Genomic DNA, 18,586 nt, shown 5'->3' with positions numbered 1-18,586 from the left:
CTTAAATTTCACTAACCTTAAAATGGATAGATCTTATCTGACACCCTTGCTGTATGTTTGCTTCTAGTCTTTGTTATTTGTGTTGCGACTAATCTATTCACAACCTGTCCATAATGTTTTTCCAACATCTCAACAGAAGTGCCCATTTGTCTTGCCAACAAATATGGAGAGACTTCCTCGCTCAATCTGAAGGTCGCATACATGTGCCTGAGAGAATAAAGGGTTCTATCACGCCCTGAACTGTCCTTTTTCAATTCTAAATCTTTCAGTAATGCGTCAAACGCTTTTCTCATAGAGTGAATTGGTTTCCCATCTGGATGACAAAACACAAAACTATCTTTGACAGGGTGGGCGTTTAGTTCTTCTTTTCTGAAATCATACATTCGTTCGAAATACACTTCGGTGCCTGCATTACAGACAACCTCTCTAATTCCTGTTTTTCCTCTCACTAAAAGTATCAGTCGAACCTCATCTTTTAGTTCTTCATAATTCTCTCGTCTAATATCGCCCCATGTAAGATTTCGAAGTTCTCCTAAACGCACGCCACAATTTGCAAGGATTAGGACATATTGCTGTAGAATAAATCGATCTCTTCTAAAGGCGCCCCAACCCTCACCCACTCTTTTTCGCATGCCAGTTGTTATTGAGCGCCACTCATCTTTTGAGAAAGTGGGGCGTCTGGAGTTCTTGTCTGGGGGAGGGCGCTTGATCTTAAACTCTTTAAGTAAATATCCCCTCTCAAATGCATAAGCGAGCATCTGATTGAGAAGGGTGCATTCTTTACGAAGAGTGTTATTGGACGGGGAAAAAGGAGTCCCGTTCTTGATGGAGTTATTTCTCCTATAAACCCAATATTCCTCAAAGTCCTGCTGGGTGAGTGTGTCTACTTTTTGATTGCCTTTTTCATATACGAAAAAATCAAATGGATATTTGCCAACTCGATTAACTGACCACTCAATGTATTTTGGAAGACTCTCATTACTAACTTTTGGGTAATGTTCTTTCCATTCGTTGAAGAGGTCTTTGAATGATTTGCCTTGAAGTGTGCCTCCACTTTTTACCTTAAAGTAAAGTTCTTCAAATTTGTTGAGGGCAATCTGAGATGCTTGTGCTTGGTTGCTTTCCCCTGTGCTGCCTCTGAAATATCCCTTCGAGGCGGGAAGAGGAATACGGATACGCATTTGATAGACTGGGTTGATTGTGCCATCACGATTCTCCCGCTGATACAGGACAACGCACCCATCTCTACGCACATCAATTTTGTTATTTACATCTTTTCCCAATCAAATCCCCATACACACGGTCTGTGTGTATAATGTGTGCATACAGAAAATATGTCAAAGCAAATGCCTTGAAAATCACTAAACCATTGAAACATAAAGGGAAAAATGGCGCACCCGAGAGGATTCGAACCTCTGACCTCTGCCTTCGGAGGGCAGCGCTCTATCCAGCTGAGCTACGGGTGCATTATTCATATCCGCAAAATTCAAATCGGTGGATAGATAGTCACAAGACATACACTGTGCGCTGGCCAAAGCCAAGCCCCAACTAAAGCTTATGGTATCGATAGAAATAGGTGCCGCAGATATCTTGTCAAACCGACTATGGCCTGTTTGGCAACCGCACTGGCTTCAACCGCTATGAAGCCAGCGGCTATGATGTCAAAGCCAGAAACACATCTTCAAGGTCGGGTTCCTGCGTGCTGACATCGCCGATTTCAAGCCCCAAAGCGGTGACCTTGCTGATGATTGCGCCGGCGCTGATTTCGCGTGGGTTGAACTGGATTTTTAATGTGCCATCCTGCCATATGGCACCAAGCCCGATCAGCGCCTCGGGTAATGGATCAGGCGGCGGCGCGGTCAGTGTCAGATGCAGATCCTTGACATTGGCTTCCTGCATCAATTCATGCTTTGGCTTTGACGTGATGACATTGCCTTTATCAATAATGGCGACATGGTCGCATAGCGCTTCGGCTTCTTCCAGATAATGCGTTGTCAACACTACGGTCACGCCGCTATCACGCAAGGTCAGAATATTGTCCCACAGGCGCTGGCGCAATGATACATCAACGCCGGCTGTGGGCTCGTCAAGCACCAGAATCGGGGGACTATGCACCATGGCTTTGGCGACAAGCAAGCGGCGGCGCATACCGCCCGACAATCGACGTGCATAAAAATCGGCCTGTTCGGTCAGGCTGACCATATCCAGAATTTCATCAACACGGCGTTCGGATTTTGGCACGCCAAATAAACCTGACATCAGTTCCAGCGTTTCCCGCGGGGTGAAAAAGGCATCAACATTCAGCTCTTGTGGCACGATGCCGATATTAGCGCGCGCCTGACGAGGATGATCATCAATATCGGTGCCCCATATGCTGATGCGGCCAGCTGATTTGACGACCGTACCCGCCATGATATTGATAAAGGTTGATTTCCCCGCGCCATTCGCGCCCAGTAGGCCAAATACGCAACCCACCGGAATATCCAGATCAATGCCTTTCAGCGCTTCTTTGGGATCGTTGCCTGTACTGCCATAGGTTTTTGCCAGCCCGCGTGCCGTAATTGCCATGCCATTTTCTGGGGCAGCGGTAAACCGGGTGCGTACTGGCGATGATATGGGTGATGACATGATATAATTCCAAAAGCGAACGCATGAATGCAACAGGAGCTGGTTAGGTCGATACAGCTAATGTCATATTTATAGACCGATCATGCTTCATGTGCCACAGCGAATCATGGCGCCGCATATTAGATATAAACAGGTCTGGTCATAATGATCAAAGTCGCCTTGATATGCGGGCCTTGCAAATAAATTTGATCATGCAGGGCGAAGTGATTGCATCGTTGTAGCGCGCGCGATAGATTTCATTCATAACAGGCGTGGCATGGGCAAGTTGTCCGTCTCAGGCTCCGAAAACAGACCCAGGCCAGATTATCTGTCTGCGCTGGTGAAAAGGATTATAATGTCAAACCAAGAAAATATGTCTGAAGCTACAGCCGAAGATATGGCTGTTATCCCAACAAGCCAGCACCGCGTATCCTGTAATGGTGGCGGGGGTGCACTTGGGCATCCGTTAGTATGGTTAACGCTTGGCACAGATGATAAGGTCGTGTGCCCTTATTGTTCGCGCACCTTTGTAAAATCAACGTCTGATAATAGCTAAGTGCTACAGGGCAAACCCACACAGCAGATACGGTATCTGGGGATATGATGATGGATGATGATACGGGGACAGTGAATGATATAGGCATTCAGAAAGCGCGGCTTTTGCTGATTGATGGTTCGGGCTATATTTTCCGAGCTTTTCATGCCTTGCCAATGATGACCCGCGCTGACGGCACGCCGGTCAATGCTGTCTATGGATTCACTTCTATGCTGATGAAGCTGGTCGATGACATGATGCCAGATCATGTGGCGGTGGTGTTTGATACTTCGCGGCAGACCTTTCGCTCTGACATCTATCCAGATTATAAAGCTAACCGCTTGGCACCACCCGAAGACTTGATTCCGCAATTTGCCCTTGTCCGCGAGGCCACCACCGCGCTGAGCTTGCCCATGATGGAAGCGTCTGGCTTTGAAGCTGATGACCTTATAGCCACCTATGCGGCGCTAGCCGAAACCGCCAATATGGAAACCATCATCGTGTCTTCCGACAAAGACTTGATGCAGCTGGTGCGCGGTAATGTGACAATGCTTGACCCGATGAAACAGCGCCGTATTGGTGCGGCTGAGGTAGAAGAAAAATTTGGTGTTACGCCAGATAAAGTTGTCGATGTACAGGCCTTGGCGGGGGACTCGTCTGATAATGTTCCCGGTGTTCCGGGTATTGGTGTGAAAACCGCTGCCGAACTCATCAATATCTATGGTGATCTTGAAAGCCTTCTTGCGTGTGCAGACGAGATAAAACAGCCCAAACGCCGTGAAAATTTGATTGCCTTTGCTGAACAGGCACGCATCTCGCGACAACTTGTTTTACTGCGTGAAGATGCGCCAACACCATTAGAAATGGGCGCAATGAAAACGCCACCGCGTAATATGGATGTGCTGAAAGCGTTTTTGGTTGAACAGGACTTTAAGCGTCTGCTTGTCAGGATAGGTGCTTCTGCAGATGCCGCAGACAAGGTGTCAAATCCGGCAGTGCGGTCAATGGGTGGGACCTTGTCAACGAATGCGAATCAAGATCAAACGGCCAAGGATAGCGCCATGGCAACGATACATGATGCGCAGAGTTTACGTAATATTGAGGCTGATTACACGCTTATCACTGACCGCGAAGCTTTGGTGTCGTTTCTGGGTAAAGCCCGTAAGCAGGGTTTTCTGGCTGTCGATACCGAAACCACGGGGTTGAATGCGTCAGCGGTTGATCTGGTTGGTATATCGATGGCAATAGCGCCAGGTCAGGCCTGTTATATCCCGTTGCGGCATGGGGCAACAAATGACAGCGCGGTGGGTAGCGGCGTGGCTGTGCAGGGTGGTCTCAATTTTTCGGATGATGATACGCCAGCCCATTATCCGCAGCTTGATTTTGAAACCGCCATGGCAGAAATCAAACCCCTTTTTGAAGATCCGGCAGTGCTGAAAATCGGGCATAATTTGAAATATGATGCGCATGTGCTTATGCGCCCTCGAAATGGCGGCATAAATCTGGCGCCTGTTGACGACACTATGTGCCTTTCATATGTGTTGGATGGGGGGCGTGTTGAACGTCATTCGATGGATTATCTGGCAGGTCACTGGCTTGACTATACAACGATTAAATTTTCTGACGTCTGTGGCAAAGGTGCCAAACAGATACCGTTTAGCGAGCTTGCGCCCGAGGCCGCTCTCGATTATGCCGCTGAAGATGCCGATATCACCCTAAGGTTATGGATGATTTTGAAACCCCGCCTTGCAGGTGAAAAGGTGGCTTCGGTATATGAACGCCTTGAACGTCCGCTTATTCCGGTATTGGCGCAGATGGAAAATTACGGCATCACGGTTGATCGCTCTATTCTAGCGCGCATGTCGAATGATTTTGCCACGCGTATGGAAGCGCTGGCACAAGATATTCTGGCATTGGCTGGTGAAGATTTTAACATCGCATCACCTAAACAACTGGGTGAGATTCTATTTGATAAAATGGGATTGCAAGGTGGCAAAAAAGCCAAAACCGGAGCTTATTCTACCTCGGCAGATGTGCTTGAAGATCTGGCGGCATCAGGTGTCGAAATTGCCAGCAAAGTTTTGGACTGGCGGCATCTTGCCAAACTCAAATCAACCTATGCGGACGCGTTGGTCGAATGTATTTTGCCTGCAACAGGTCGTGTGCATACATCATTTTCAATGGTGGGTGCATCAACAGGGCGTTTGTCCTCGTCTGATCCGAATGTCCAGAATATTCCAATTCGTACCAGCGAAGGACGTCAAATTCGCACAGCCTTTATCGCGGCAGAGGGATGTAAACTGATTTCGGTAGATTATTCACAAATCGAATTACGTCTGGTTGCGCATGTGGCTGGCGAGCAAAGTATGATAGAGGCGTTCAAGGACGGTATCGACATTCATGCCCGTACAGCGTCTGAAGTGTTTGGTATCCCCCTGGATCAGATGGATTCGGAAACACGCCGCCGGGCAAAGGCAATCAATTTTGGCATAATCTACGGTATTTCGGCATTTGGTTTGGCGCGGCAATTATCTATTCCGCAAGGCGAGGCACGCGATTACATAGCCTCTTATTTTGAAAATTTCCCTGGCATTCGTGCCTATATGGAACGTATCAAGACCGAAGCGCGCGAAGACGGGTTTGTCGAAACCCTATTTGGACGCCGGATTCATATTACCGGGATGGCAGGTGGCAGTGCTGCGCATCGTGGCTTTGCCGAACGGCAGGCGATCAACGCGCCTATTCAAGGTAGTGCGGCGGACATTATCAAACGCGCCATGATACGCATCCCGCCAGCCTTGCAGGCTGCTGATATTAGGGCCGATATGCTACTTCAGGTTCATGACGAGTTGATTTTCGAAGCGCCAGCGGCTGATGCTGACAATGCGGTGAAACATATCACCCGTATCATGGAAGCTGCAGCCGCGCCGGTGGTCGATCTGAAAGTGCCATTGGTCGCCGAAGCAGGCATTGCCGATAGCTGGGCTGATGCGCATTAATGGGCAGATTAAGGCGTAAATTAGGCTGATTCTGCTGTTATCTTGCCCCATATTAGCCTTGATCGATTGCTATCTGTAAAGTCTGTTAGACGCCGGTAAGCCTAGATAGGCTGATATCTGACCGGTATGAGGTTAAACTGGAGCGCATGGAGAGTGGGTGATGTCTAATCGGATTGCACTTGTTGACGATGACCAAAATATTCTGACATCAGTTTCGCTGATGCTTGAGTCGGAAGGCTTTGATGTTGATTGTTATAATGATGGCGAAGCGGCCCTTCAGGGGATGGCGCGCCAGCCTGTTGAACTGGCTGTTCTTGATATCAAAATGCCGCGTATGGATGGTGTTGAACTATTACAGAAAATACGCAAGAATTCCCAGCTTCCCGTGATTTTCCTGACCAGCAAAGATGATGAGCTTGACGAAGCACTTGGGTTTGGAATGGGGGCTGACGATTATATCACAAAGCCTTTTTCCCAGCGTTTACTGCTTGCGCGCATTCGGGCGGTATTGCGCCGTGCAACCGAAGGTGTGATGGATACTGCCGGTCCCAATGTCATCCATCAGGGTGATCTGGTCATGGATCCTGACCGTCATTTGTGCAGTTGGAAAGGTGAAGAGGTCAAATTAACAGTTACCGAATTTTTGATCTTGCAGGCACTGGCATCGCGCCCCGGCATGGTTAAAAACCGTGATCAGCTTATGGATGCAGCTTATGGCGAATCCATTTTTCTTGATGACCGTACAATTGACAGCCACATAAAGAGACTTCGCCGTAAGATTCGGGCACATGATAACGCATTTGACGGTATCGAAACCCTGTATGGTATCGGCTATAAATATAAGATAGCCTAGTTCAATTCGAAACCAAGCATTATGGCCTACAAATAGGGGCTTGCTTTTGCTTTGGCGATTGGATGTGTGGGATATGCGAGCGGGAGTAAGTTCATTTTAATGAACAGCATAATAGGTCTAACAAAGAAATGTGTTGAACGACTAGGTGAACTCTGTTTGGCACCGTTCCGCATGAGCCGCCTGAGCGCTCGGATCATGGCCATAATGCTATTCCCGCTAGCGGTGTTTCTGGTCGGGTTACTTTCGATTGACCAATATCGTACGACGCTCATCATGTCCGAATTTACCGCATTGGAACGTCAAGGCTTTACCCTGGCACGATCACTTGCCCTTGCCGAAGCTGAGCTTGATGTTGGTATAGCGCGGCGCAAGTTATCACGTCGCACTATGAATCATCTTATTCCTTTGGTTGGCTTTGGCTCTGAATTGCGCGCGCGCGTTTTTCAGCCGGATGGTGCGCTTTTGGCGGATACGATAAGACGTGGATCTGCGCGCGTGCAAACTAATTTACGCCGCCGCGATGGCATCCCCTGGCGTATAAAAATGAAACGCCAGATCCACCATATGATGACGCATGTGACGGCTATGATGAACAATTCAAGCGCGTTGCCACGTTATGCGGAACAGGTCAAACAACATGCCGGTCATTATCGTGAAGTGCAGTCTGCCTTGCGCGGTGAACCCATGCGGATGCTACGCCTGGATCGGCGAAGTAATTTGGTACTGTCAGTTGCCGTACCTATCCAGGATGTTCGGCTTGTTCGCGGTGCTCTATTGGTGTCGATTGGTGGCGGCAAAATAGAAAAAGAACTTGCCGATGTGCATATTGTCTTTCTTGAATTATTCATTGCGGTTCTGCTTGTCACTATAGGCCTTAGTGTATATCTGGCACGGTCGATAACGACGCCAATAACCCAGCTTGCCAATGCGGCTGAAAATCTACGACGCAGTAGCAACCTGTCTGCACGTTTGCAACGCCTGCCTGAACGCAAAGATGAAATCGGGCAATTATCCGAGTCCTTTATCGATTTAACAGATGAATTGCAAAAACGCATGCAGGCAACAGCAGGGTTTGCAGCGGATGTGGCGCATGAGCTGAAAAACCCGCTTTCGTCGTTGCGTAGTGCCGCCGAGACGATCAGTCGTATTTCTGATCCCGTGCAACAGCAAAAATTAATGAATGTTATTTTGCAGGATGTGGAACGACTGAACCGTCTGATCACTGATATTTCACAAGCCAGCCGCGTTGATACGGAAATAGCGGATGAACAGGGCCGCGAAATCGATATTATTGAGCTTGTTGAGAATTTTGTTCAGATGCGCCGCCAAAGTTTTGCCGATCACAGAATTCATCTTGATCTAGATGATGAACCATTAATGACGCGTATTCATGAAGGCCGGATTGTGCAGGTCATTGACAATATTCTTGCCAATGCAGTCTCTTTCAGCCCGCCTAAAGGCGAGATATTCATCACTGTCAAACCTGTTGCGTCAAACAAGGTTGCCATAACCATTCGTGATCAGGGACAAGGCATTCCCGAAAACCGGCTCGAGGCCGTTTTTGCCCGCTTTTATTCCGAACGGCCATCAGGCGAAGTTTTTGGCGAGCATTCAGGTCTTGGCTTATCAATTGCACGGCAGATAGCCGAAGCACATTCTGGAACGTTAACTGCAAAAAATAGCGACAAAGGCGGTGCTTGCTTTACGCTGACCTTGCCATTGGTATAGACTCATTTCATGAATGAAACATCCATTGATATTCAGCTTGTTTTGGTTACTGGCGTGTCGGGCGCTGGCAATTCGACGGCACTCAAAATTCTTGAAGATAGTGGATGGGTGGTTGTCGATAACCTACCTTTGGCATTGATCGACCCTTTGATCGCAATGGAAGTTGAAACGGCTGGTCGTAAATTGGCCATTGGGCTGGATGCGCGCACCAGCGGCTTTGATATTGATCCTGTCAAACGCTTGGTAGAAAATGTCCGCGGTCGTCTTGGTAACGCTGTAAGGCTGGTATTTCTAACAGCATCTGCACAGGATCTAAGCCGACGTTATAACGCGACGCGGCGACAACATCCACTTGCCCCGCATCTCGATCTTGCTGATGCCATCGATCATGATGCCAAGCGCATGCAGGCGGTGGCCGCTTTGGCTGACATTTCAATTGACACTACCGGGCTTGCGCCAGCTGATTTGCGGCGACAGTTGCTGATTGCACTGGAGATTGAAAGCAATAGCCCAATACCTGCGAAACTTCAGAGCTTTTCCTATCGACATGGTGTTCCTGAAAGTGCTGATATTGTTTTAGATATGCGTTTTGCCCACAACCCACACTGGACTGAAGGGTTGCGCATGCAAACAGGTATGGATGATGATATTGACTCATTTTTAAAAGTAGATGAAGCCGTGCAAACGGTCATCGAGCATTTCAAGGCGATGTTGGTACCTATGCTAGCGCGGATGTCGGCCGAAGGTCGTGCACAAATATCGATCGCGTTTGGATGTACTGGAGGCAGACACCGATCTGTCTGGGCGGCAGAGCATATTAGGCAATGGCTGATTGAAAATGGTCATTCAGCATCGATAATACATCGTGAACTTCATTCCCAATCATGATACCTCATTTATAATCACCTGAACTAGGTAGGTTACAAATAAAACGATTACGCCTCTTTAAAAAAACCACAAATTAGGTTACATCCTAGCCATTCATTTATTATAGGATGACTATCATGCAGCAGGATTACATTATCACTGATATCAGCTTGGCTGATTGGGGGCGTAAAGAACTATCGATCGCGGAAACCGAAATGCCTGGTCTCATGGCATTGCGTGACGAATTTGGTGCTGCAAAACCACTTAAAGGTGCGCGCGTTGCTGGTTGTTTGCATATGACAATTCAAACAGGCGTATTGATTGAAACCTTGGTCGCCCTTGGTGCCGATGTTCGATGGTCATCATGTAATATATATTCAACTCAGGATCAGGCCGCAGCGGCTATCGCCAAGGCAGGGGTTCCTGTTTTTGCCAAAAAAGGTGAAACGCTTGCTGAATATTGGGAATATGTTGATCGTACATTCCAATGGTCGAATGGCGAAACAGCTAACATGATCTTGGATGATGGCGGCGATGCAACCATGTATATCCTGCTTGGCGCCCGCGCTGAGGCGGGTGAAACCGTGCTTGCCCATCCGGCATCTGAAGAAGAAGAATATCTTAAGGCACAGCTTGAAACACGTTTAGCTGCTAGCCCGGGCTGGTTTACCAAGCAGCGTGATGCCATCAAAGGTGTATCAGAAGAAACAACCACTGGCGTCTTGCGCCTTTATCAGTTGGCTGAAGCAGGTGGTCTGCCATTCCCAGCCATCAATGTGAATGACTCGGTTACTAAGTCAAAATTCGACAATCTTTATGGCTGTCGCGAATCTCTGGTCGATGCTATTCGCCGCGCTACCGATGTGATGTTGGCTGGCAAGGTCGCTGTCGTTGCTGGTTTTGGAGACGTTGGCAAAGGTTCGGCCGCATCCCTTCGTCAAGGTGGTGCGCGCGTTATGGTAACCGAAGTTGACCCTATCTGTGCATTGCAGGCCGCAATGGAAGGCTATGAAGTTGTGACTATGGAGCAGGCCGCCCCTAAGGCAGATATCTTTGTGACCGCGACTGGCAACCGTGATATCATTACGGTCGATCACATGCGCGAAATGAAAGACCGGGCCATTGTGTGTAACATTGGCCATTTTGATAATGAAATTCAGGTATCGGCTCTGAACAATATGGTCTGGTCAGAGGTGAAGCCGCAGGTTGATGAAATTGAATTTCCTGATGGCAAACGCATGATTCTGCTGGCCAAAGGCCGTCTTGTAAATCTTGGCTGTGCGACGGGTCATCCATCATTCGTGATGTCTGCCAGCTTCACCAATCAGGTGTTGGCGCAGATGGAACTATGGAACGAAGCTGAAAAATACGAAAACAAGGTTTATACCTTGCCACGTCACCTTGATGAAAAGGTTGCGGCCTTGCATTTGGAAAAGGTTGGTGCGTTTCTGTCAACCTTACGGCCTGATCAAGCTGACTATATCGGCGTTGAACAGCAAGGCCCCTTCAAAAGCGAACAATATCGTTATTGATACCTTCACAAGGTCGCTTGATGGCTATTGTAAAATTAGACTTGCAAGATCTGGCCGCAACCGAAAGGTTGGGCCAGTTTTTGTCTCAAGGCTTAGCTGCTGGTGATGTGATCGCATTATACGGGCCGCTAGGTGCGGGTAAATCGGCTTTGGCACGGGCGTTAATTAACAGGCTTTGCCCATATGAAACTGATATTCCCAGCCCTACCTTTACACTTGTGCAGACCTATGACATGCCTGATGGCACCCCCTTATGGCATCTTGACCTCTACCGCATTGAATCACCCGATGATGCCATCGAACTTGGTATTGAGGATGCGCTACTTGACGCTGCCTGCCTGATTGAATGGCCTGAAAGGCTTGAAACCTTATTGCCCGATAGCTGTTTATCGATCCAAATCAATCCCGTTAGTGCTTCGTTGGATAGCCAGATGCGGCAGGTTCAGATTAGCGCCCCAGCCCGATGGAGTGCACGTATCGATGCCCTTGCCAAGCTATTTGCAAAGCCTGACATTTAGGCCGATTACGGTTTTCGAAAAGCCAATATGATTAATATTGTTGCATCATGTTGAATGCTTGCTCGCATTTAAGAACGCTTACTTTTATACTGCTTTTATGCGTGTTTCGTCTGTCTATAATATTCCGGCAGGAACCCCCTTTGCAAAAGAACTTGCCAAGGGGGTTATTCAGCTAGCATCTAGCCCAACCGATCTGGCGCGTGCCATTGTCATGGTGCCATCCCAGCGGGCAGCACAGGCGTTGCGAAGTGCTTTTCTCGATGTCACCAAGGGACAGGCAGCATTATTGCCGCGCATGATACCGATTGGCGATCTTGCAGATGATGTGGCTGACGTGTTTCCAGAGCTTTATGGGGGTGCAGACACCGCGATGTTGCCGCCGGCGATTTCGCCTTTGCGCCGCCAGATGATGTTGGCTAAATTGCTGGGTGGGTTCAAACTTGGTGGCCAGACACCAACCTTCCCGCAAGCTATGATGCTTGCCCATACGCTTGGTCAATTGCTTGATCAACTTTATAATGTTGATGCCAACCCCGATCAGTTGCGTGACATGCTGCCCGAACGTTATTCGGCACATTGGCAGGATATCATCAAACTCCTAACTATTCTGGTTGATAACTGGCCAGCAATTCTAGCTTCAGAGAATGTTATGGATGGTGTCGATCGGCGTAACCGGCTGATCCGCGCGCGCGTAAAAGCATGGCAGGATAACCCACCTGAGACTCTGATCGTCATTGCTGGATCAACAGGTTCGATCATTGCGACGCGTGAACTTATTCGTTGTGTATCTAATTTGCCGAATGGTCATGTTGTTTTGCCTGGCTTGGATAGTGGTGCGGTGCCTGAATGGGACGCAATTAGCCATGATAGCGGCCATCCGCAATATCAGCTTGCCCAGCTTTTGCATTTCATGGATATCACACCATTGGATGTCCAGAACTGGGTGTCCAATCCCGAAAGTCAGCCAGCAACAAGTGCGCGGCGTGATCTGATGCGTGAAGTATTCCGCCCCGCACCAACGACGGCAACATGGCGGCAATTGTCCGAGGACAGGCCCGATCTTGGCCGTGATGCTTTGCAAGGGCTACAAGTTATCGAAACGCATGATCGGCGTGCCGAAGCAGGATTGATCGCGGCTGACCTGCGCGCAACGCTTGAGCATGAAGACCAGACGGCAGCACTGATTACGCCGGACCGCCATCTGGCCGAGGCGGTTATCGCTGAACTGGCGCGCTGGAAAATTACAATTGATGATTCGGCGGGCACAACCCTTCTTACCCATCGGGCAGGGGCGTTTTTGCAGTTGCTGGTGGAGGCGATGCAGGAAAATTTTGCGCCATTGGCATTGCTTGGTGTGCTTAAGCATCCTTGTGCGGCAGGTGGCATGGCACAGGCTGATTTTCGCGCTAAAGTCAGACATATTGAAAAACTGGTTCTGCGGGGCCAACGGCCAGCCCCCGGTCTAGAAGGTTTAGCCATTGCCATTGGTGATGATAAAGATTTGCGGGATTTTATCGCGATCCATATCGCGGTTCCCTTTACCCCCCTTGTTGATGCGTGGCAGGCGCCAGCCCCAACCATGGCAAGCCTTGCCCGTGGACTAGGCCAGACCGCCGAAATGATGGCAGCGCAGACTATGTGTATTCCATCTGATGGACCCGATACAGAAACACGAGTCGCCGATAAGAATGACGGTGCTCTTCATCTATGGGACAATCAAGGCGGCAAGGCCGCTGCCGATCTGTTGAAAAACCTGGTCGAGCATGGGCATGATCAAGCGGTTAATGCCACGGATTTTGCGCAAACGTTAGTACAAATCATGCAGGACATAACAGTGCATGCTGTCCAGCAGTCACATCCAAGGCTGGCTATTCTGGGAGCGGTAGAATCGCGGATGCAAACCGCCGATCATTTGATAATTGCGGGCTTCAATGAAGGTAACTGGCCACCGCAACCGCAAACTGATCCTTGGATGAACAGCGATATGCGCAAAGCCGTTGGTTTGCCGCCACATAACTGGCGTACCAGCCTAAGTGCGCATGATGTCTATATGGCAATTTGCAACCCAAAGGTCACGATCACCCGTGCGCAACGCCAGAATGATGCGGCGACGATCCCAAGTCGCTGGCTACAGCGGATGGATGTTGTGCTATCGGCTCTTGGCATTGCCAAAGCGCTTGATCGTGGTGATGAAAAGTTTGAATGGCTTGCGATATTAAATCCTAAAACGATACCAAACCGTATAAAGCGTCCAGCGCCAAAACCGCCACTAAGCGCGCGCCCACGAAAGTTTTCGGCTACCGAGATCGATATGTGGATCAATGATCCATACGCGCTTTATGCCAAGAAGATTCTAAAGCTTCGTCAACTTGACGATATTGACCGTCCACCAGATGCGGCTTTGCGCGGCACATTATTTCATAATGTGCTTGCCGATTTTACCCGCACTTTTCCTTCTGGGTCTTTGCCTGATACCGCGTATCAAGACTTGCTGGCCATAGGTAAAACGCATTTTGCCGATCAATGGGCAACGCCTGATATCCGTTATTTCTGGTGGCCCCGGTTTGAGATGGTTGCAGGTTGGATTATTGAAACAGAAAAGCAGCGCCGTGATGATCTTGCTTTCATACATGCCGAAAAGAAAGGCAGCACCATATTGACCGGGCCGGCTGGCCCCGTTGAATTATCGGCGCGTGCTGATCGGTTGGAAAAAACCAAGGATGGTACATGGCACATAATTGATTATAAAACCGGTATTGTCCCATCAAAAAGCAAGGTTGCTTCAGGTCGCGCTACCCAGCTTCTGGTCGAAGCCTTGATCGCATGGGATGGCGGTTATGATGATAAGCCAGGTTGCGACATTGCCAAGATGCAATATTGGAAACTAAGTGGCCGTAAAAACAAGATTGGTGATATTTACGATGTGTTGCCTGATGATGGGTCGCCGGAAAACACCCGCGACATGATGCAGTCGCTGATCACGCTGTTTGATGATCCCGAAGCCACCTATCCAGCTGAGCCAAACATCAAATTCAAGCTATCCTATAATCCTTACCGGCATCTGGCGCGGATAAGCGAATGGCAACAGGAGGGGCATGATGAATGATCTTATTCAGCGTGCCAGCATAGAACAGGCGCGCGCATCTGATCCGATGGCATCGGTCTTTGTCTCGGCCAATGCCGGAACAGGCAAAACCAAATTATTGACTGACCGGGTTCTGCGTCTGCTTTTGTCAGGTGCAGAAGCCGACGGTATTTTATGTGTTACCTATACACGCGCGGCGGCGGCAGAAATGCGCAACCGTATTTATGCGCGTCTGGCTCGGTGGGCTGTTATTTCAACAGCTGATCTGACCAAAGATCTGCAAGCAATGGGAATTGTTGCACCATCACAGGGAAATATTCGTCTGGCGCGCATGCTGTTTGCCAAGATACTTGATAATGACAATGGCCCACGTGTTGAGACAGTGCACTCATTTTGCCAGTCCATTTTGCGCCGCTTTCCGATTGAAGCCGGCATTGCGCCAAATGCAAAGCTGGCAGACGATGCCGAACAGGATCGTCTTAAGTCAATTGCCAAAGTTGCGGTGATGAACAGCCTAGATCCTGCAATACAGATAGCCGTGGCAACTATTGCTAACCAGAGTTCCGAAGGACAAGCGACTGAAATTCTCACCGAGTTCTTGCGGCGTGTGCCTGCGCTTGACGATATCGACACCTTATCCCGCTTACAGGCACATTTCCGTGATGATCTTGATATGCCTGAGGCGGATTTTGTAACCCAGCATATTGCAGAGGCATTGGCAAAAATCGATGATGAGGCCTTACGTGCGGTGGCAGTGGCTTTACAGAATGCTAAAACCGAAACCCAGCGCGATCGTGGTGCCGCGTTTTTTGCGTGGTTGGCACTTGATGACGAAATGCGCATTGCGAGGTTGAATTTGCTGGTTGATGCGCTGTTCACGACAAAGGGCCCACGTGCTGACCGGAACCTGTCCAATGCTGACATCCGTGCTGAATATCCTCCCATTGTCGATGTCCAGCGTGCGGTCATTGATATTCTGACCCCCATTTTACATATGATGGCAACGGATCGGTGCCGCGAGTTGACCACGGCATTATATATTTTTGGGGCAGCGTTCCAGCGTCATTATCAAAGCCTGAAAGAAAGTCGTGGTCTGCTCGATTATGATGATTTGATCGCTGTGACCAACCGTCTGCTTGCCCGAAGCGAAGCTGCACAATGGGTGGCGTGGAAACTTGACAATGGTATAGGTCATGTTCTGGTCGATGAAGCACAAGATACAAGTCCCGCGCAATGGACTTTGTTACTTCGCCTTGTTGAGTCATTCTTTGACGGCAGTGATATGCCTGTTGCGGCCAGCTCTATTGCTTCGGACACTGCAGATATGGACATCGCACCGCGCAGTGTTTTTGCTGTTGGTGACTTTAAACAATCGATCTATTCATTTCAGGGCGCTGATCCAAAGGTGCTTGGCGAGAACCGTACATTGCTTCGCAATAAGGCGATGGCGGCTGAGATTGATTTTCGGGCTTTATCTTTATCGGTGTCGTTCCGGTCAACGGCACCCATTCTTGGTTTGGTCAATGATTTGATCCCTGACCTTGACGGTATTGAGGATTTTGTAAGCCATGATCTCGCGCGTCGTCATAAAGGTGGTTTTGTCGAAGTCTGGCCTATCATTGACGCGCCGGTTGATGAGGAAAAGACAGAAGGTTTCACCCCTGCAAATATTGCGTCGATGCAAGGCGCCTCTGCTGTGGCAGCAAGCCATCTTGCGCGCACGTTAAAATCCTGGATTGGCAAACGACCTTTGCCATCGTCGGACAATGATCATATGCCAAGAAAGATTATGGCTGGTGATATCCTCATCCTGCTTCGCAAACGCGATGTTTTCTTTGAGCAGGTGCTGGTTGCGCTTCAAGAACAAGGTGTTGCCGTTGCAGGTGCTGACAGGATGCGGCTTGTGGATCAGATTGAAATTCAGGATTTGCTGGCATTGGGTGACGTTGCGCTTTTGCCTGACGATGATTTACAGCTTGCCGCCTTATTGAAATCGCCTTTATTTGGCATCAGTGAAGCGCAGTTGTTTGATCTTGCCCATGACCGTGGATCGCACAGTCTATTCCGACAGCTTATGCGCTATCTGGGAAGCAATGATCCGCTTGGTCGTATTGCCGACCGTTTGGAAGAGTGGTGCAGATTGGTTGATGGGGGGTCGGTTTTTTCTTTCTTCAGCAAGGTTCTTGTTGATGGTGGCCGCGATAAATTCCGCGCCCGTCTTGGTTCGTCGGTTGATGAGGCGCTTGACCATTTTCTGGCAGTCGCCCAAAGCTATGGAGAGTCTGGAGGTGTTTCGCTAACAGCCTTTTTGGCAGCGGTTCGTGCTGGTGGCGGTGATGTAAAGCGCGATATGGATGCTGGTAATGTGGATGAGGTGCGTGTCATGACCATTCACGGTGCCAAGGGACTTGAAGCCCCAATCGTTATCCTGCCAGATATGTTGCGGCATAGCGTGCCCCATTCCCCGCTGATAACAGGCGAAGATCAACGCTTTATCTATTGGGAAGCTGGCAGTCATTTGCGGCCACCATTTCTTGAAACGGCGCGTCAGAAAGCAAGCGACCTGCGTGCCGAAGAAGATAACCGCCTCCTTTATGTGGCATTAACGCGAGCCCGTGATGGGTTGGTAATAGGCGGCTGGGAAAAACGCAATTCGCGCTGGCTTGAAAACAGTCCCTACAGCCGGATAAAGGCATATTTTACAGAACATAAAGACGTTGTCGAAGACGTGGATGGCGTGTTGCGTCATATCGCCAAGACTGTTTCAGAGGCTGATTCTGTTTTCCCTTCAATGCCTGATGATGACGCAGCTATGCGCGTTCCAGATATAGCCAGTGAACCGGCTGACACAAGCTGGCTTCATCATCCTGCACCCGATTTACCACCTGATGCTCGTCCGTTGCGACCATCAGAGCCTGCCAATCTTTATGCGCCGCATCCATTGGGATTTGGCGTAACAGATAGCCGAACACAAGCTATGGCATTGACCCGGGGACGTCTGGCGCACCGTCTATTTGAGATGTTGCCGACAGTACCTCAGGATCAGCGCAACACTGTTGCAGATCGCATGATTGCAACGGTTGATATGCTATCGCCTGCTCAGGGTGCGCAGCTTAAAAATGAGGTTTTCACAATTTTGAATGATCCACGCTTTGGCAATTTGTTTACCCCTGATGCGCTTGCCGAAGTACCAGTGACTGGTATGGTGCGTGATCGCGGTGTGTCTGGACAGATTGATCGCCTGTTTGTCGGTGATGACAGCGTCATTATTGCAGATTTCAAAACCGGTATTGCGAATGAAGATTCCCCTCCCGAAACATATCAACGCCAAATGGCACTTTATGCGGCTTTGATAGGAGAAATTTTTCCTAATAAGCCAATTGTGTGCTGGCTCATTTGGACGGAAACAGCTAGGCTTCAGGAAATAACAGCGTCAATGCGCGCTTTGGCGCTTGCGCGAATATTTGGTGACATTAAGACAGTTTATAACTCATTCACATAGCACGTTACACAGGTAGGAACACCCAATGGCGACAACAAAGACGACTGATAGTGATTTCTCGACGCAGGTTTTGCAATCTGACAAGCCGGTTCTTGTCGATTTCTGGGCAGAATGGTGTGGCCCATGCAAGGCGATTGGCCCGGCTCTTGAAGAAATTTCTGAAGATAAAGGTGACAGCCTTTCAATCGTCAAATTGAATATTGATGAAAACCCGCTTACCCCTCAGCAGTATAATGTGCGTGGTATTCCAACGTTGCTCATTTTTAAAGATGGCGCGGTCGTGGCCGAAAAAGTTGGCGCGTTACCTAAGTCACAATTGGAAAATTGGATTGAGCAGTCGATTTAACAATCACGCTTACA

General features: G+C 49.1%; 12 protein-coding genes and 1 tRNA gene. 10 read left to right on the top strand and 3 right to left on the bottom strand.

The window, feature by feature from the left end; translation table 11 throughout:
• Positions 1 to 17: 17 nt before the first annotated feature.
• From SAR116_RS06485 to SAR116_RS06475, 3 genes are all read right to left on the bottom strand, one after another.
• Positions 18 to 1,283 carry a tyrosine-type recombinase/integrase gene (locus SAR116_RS06485; protein ID WP_013046141.1) on the bottom strand — a complete coding sequence of 422 codons (1,266 nt, stop codon included), beginning with the start codon at positions 1,281 to 1,283 and terminating at the stop codon, positions 18 to 20.
• Between the two features lie 106 nt (positions 1,284 to 1,389).
• Positions 1,390 to 1,466 (bottom strand) — tRNA-Arg (locus tag SAR116_RS06480).
• A 187-nt stretch (positions 1,467 to 1,653) separates the two neighbouring features.
• Complete coding sequence (locus SAR116_RS06475; RefSeq protein WP_013046140.1) at positions 1,654 to 2,628, bottom strand: ABC transporter ATP-binding protein; 975 nt, start codon at positions 2,626 to 2,628, stop codon at positions 1,654 to 1,656.
• 334 nt (positions 2,629 to 2,962) lie between these two features.
• Here SAR116_RS06475 and SAR116_RS06470 point away from each other — a divergent pair, with 334 nt between their 5' ends.
• The 10 genes from SAR116_RS06470 (at position 2,963) to trxA (ending at position 18,572) form a co-directional block, all read left to right on the top strand.
• Positions 2,963 to 3,163, top strand: a complete 201-nt coding sequence (locus SAR116_RS06470; protein ID WP_013046139.1) for a zinc-finger domain-containing protein — start codon at positions 2,963 to 2,965, stop codon at positions 3,161 to 3,163.
• Positions 3,164 to 3,210: 47 nt separating this feature from the next.
• On the top strand, positions 3,211 to 6,141 hold the full coding sequence (polA, locus tag SAR116_RS06465) for a DNA polymerase I (protein ID WP_013046138.1): 2,931 nt from the start codon (positions 3,211 to 3,213) through the stop codon (positions 6,139 to 6,141).
• Between the two features lie 160 nt (positions 6,142 to 6,301).
• Complete coding sequence (locus tag SAR116_RS06460; protein ID WP_013046137.1) at positions 6,302 to 6,994, top strand: response regulator transcription factor; 693 nt, start codon at positions 6,302 to 6,304, stop codon at positions 6,992 to 6,994.
• 99 nt (positions 6,995 to 7,093) lie between these two features.
• Positions 7,094 to 8,722, top strand: a complete 1,629-nt coding sequence (locus SAR116_RS06455; protein WP_013046136.1) for a sensor histidine kinase — start codon at positions 7,094 to 7,096, stop codon at positions 8,720 to 8,722.
• 9 nt (positions 8,723 to 8,731) lie between these two features.
• Complete coding sequence (gene rapZ / locus SAR116_RS06450; protein WP_013046135.1) at positions 8,732 to 9,610, top strand: RNase adapter RapZ; 879 nt, start codon at positions 8,732 to 8,734, stop codon at positions 9,608 to 9,610.
• A gap of 116 nt (positions 9,611 to 9,726) precedes the next feature.
• Entirely contained in the window at positions 9,727 to 11,121 is a 1,395-nt protein-coding gene (gene ahcY, locus SAR116_RS06445) for an adenosylhomocysteinase (protein ID WP_013046134.1), read from the top strand.
• 20 nt (positions 11,122 to 11,141) lie between these two features.
• The gene (gene tsaE, locus SAR116_RS06440; RefSeq protein WP_013046133.1) at positions 11,142 to 11,639 is read left to right on the top strand and encodes a tRNA (adenosine(37)-N6)-threonylcarbamoyltransferase complex ATPase subunit type 1 TsaE; all 498 of its coding nucleotides are present in this window, start codon (positions 11,142 to 11,144) and stop codon (positions 11,637 to 11,639) included.
• Positions 11,640 to 11,736: 97 nt separating this feature from the next.
• Positions 11,737 to 14,745, top strand: a complete 3,009-nt coding sequence (addB, locus tag SAR116_RS06435) for a double-strand break repair protein AddB (protein ID WP_013046132.1) — start codon at positions 11,737 to 11,739, stop codon at positions 14,743 to 14,745.
• On the top strand, positions 14,735 to 18,226 hold the full coding sequence (gene addA, locus SAR116_RS06430; protein ID WP_083775267.1) for a double-strand break repair helicase AddA: 3,492 nt from the start codon (positions 14,735 to 14,737) through the stop codon (positions 18,224 to 18,226). The genes addB and addA overlap by 11 nt, the downstream gene beginning before the upstream one ends.
• A 25-nt stretch (positions 18,227 to 18,251) precedes the next feature.
• A complete protein-coding gene (gene trxA / locus SAR116_RS06425) occupies positions 18,252 to 18,572 on the top strand; it encodes a thioredoxin (protein ID WP_013046130.1) in 321 nt (106 codons plus the stop codon).
• Positions 18,573 to 18,586: the final 14 nt, after the last annotated feature.

The sequence above is a fragment of the Candidatus Puniceispirillum marinum IMCC1322 genome (genome assembly GCF_000024465.1).
Lineage (GTDB): Bacteria > Pseudomonadota > Alphaproteobacteria > Puniceispirillales > Puniceispirillaceae > Puniceispirillum > Puniceispirillum marinum.
Note: the sequence above shows the minus strand (reverse complement) of the source record. Positions and strands in the feature narration are given on the sequence as shown.

Excerpts from the sequence above, each read along its gene's own strand:
- SAR116_RS06475 (WP_013046140.1), bottom strand. The coding sequence starts at position 2,628 with ATGTCATCACCCATATCATCGCCAGTACGCACCCGGTTTACCGCTGCC.
- SAR116_RS06470 (WP_013046139.1), top strand. The coding sequence starts at position 2,963 with ATGTCAAACCAAGAAAATATGTCTGAAGCTACAGCCGAAGATATGGCT.
- polA (WP_013046138.1), top strand. The coding sequence starts at position 3,211 with ATGATGGATGATGATACGGGGACAGTGAATGATATAGGCATTCAGAAA.
- SAR116_RS06460 (WP_013046137.1), top strand. The coding sequence starts at position 6,302 with ATGTCTAATCGGATTGCACTTGTTGACGATGACCAAAATATTCTGACA.
- SAR116_RS06455 (WP_013046136.1), top strand. The coding sequence starts at position 7,094 with ATGAACAGCATAATAGGTCTAACAAAGAAATGTGTTGAACGACTAGGT.
- rapZ (WP_013046135.1), top strand. The coding sequence starts at position 8,732 with ATGAATGAAACATCCATTGATATTCAGCTTGTTTTGGTTACTGGCGTG.
- ahcY (WP_013046134.1), top strand. The coding sequence starts at position 9,727 with ATGCAGCAGGATTACATTATCACTGATATCAGCTTGGCTGATTGGGGG.
- tsaE (WP_013046133.1), top strand. The coding sequence starts at position 11,142 with ATGGCTATTGTAAAATTAGACTTGCAAGATCTGGCCGCAACCGAAAGG.
- addB (WP_013046132.1), top strand. The coding sequence starts at position 11,737 with ATGCGTGTTTCGTCTGTCTATAATATTCCGGCAGGAACCCCCTTTGCA.
- addA (WP_083775267.1), top strand. The coding sequence starts at position 14,735 with ATGATGAATGATCTTATTCAGCGTGCCAGCATAGAACAGGCGCGCGCA.
- trxA (WP_013046130.1), top strand. The coding sequence starts at position 18,252 with ATGGCGACAACAAAGACGACTGATAGTGATTTCTCGACGCAGGTTTTG.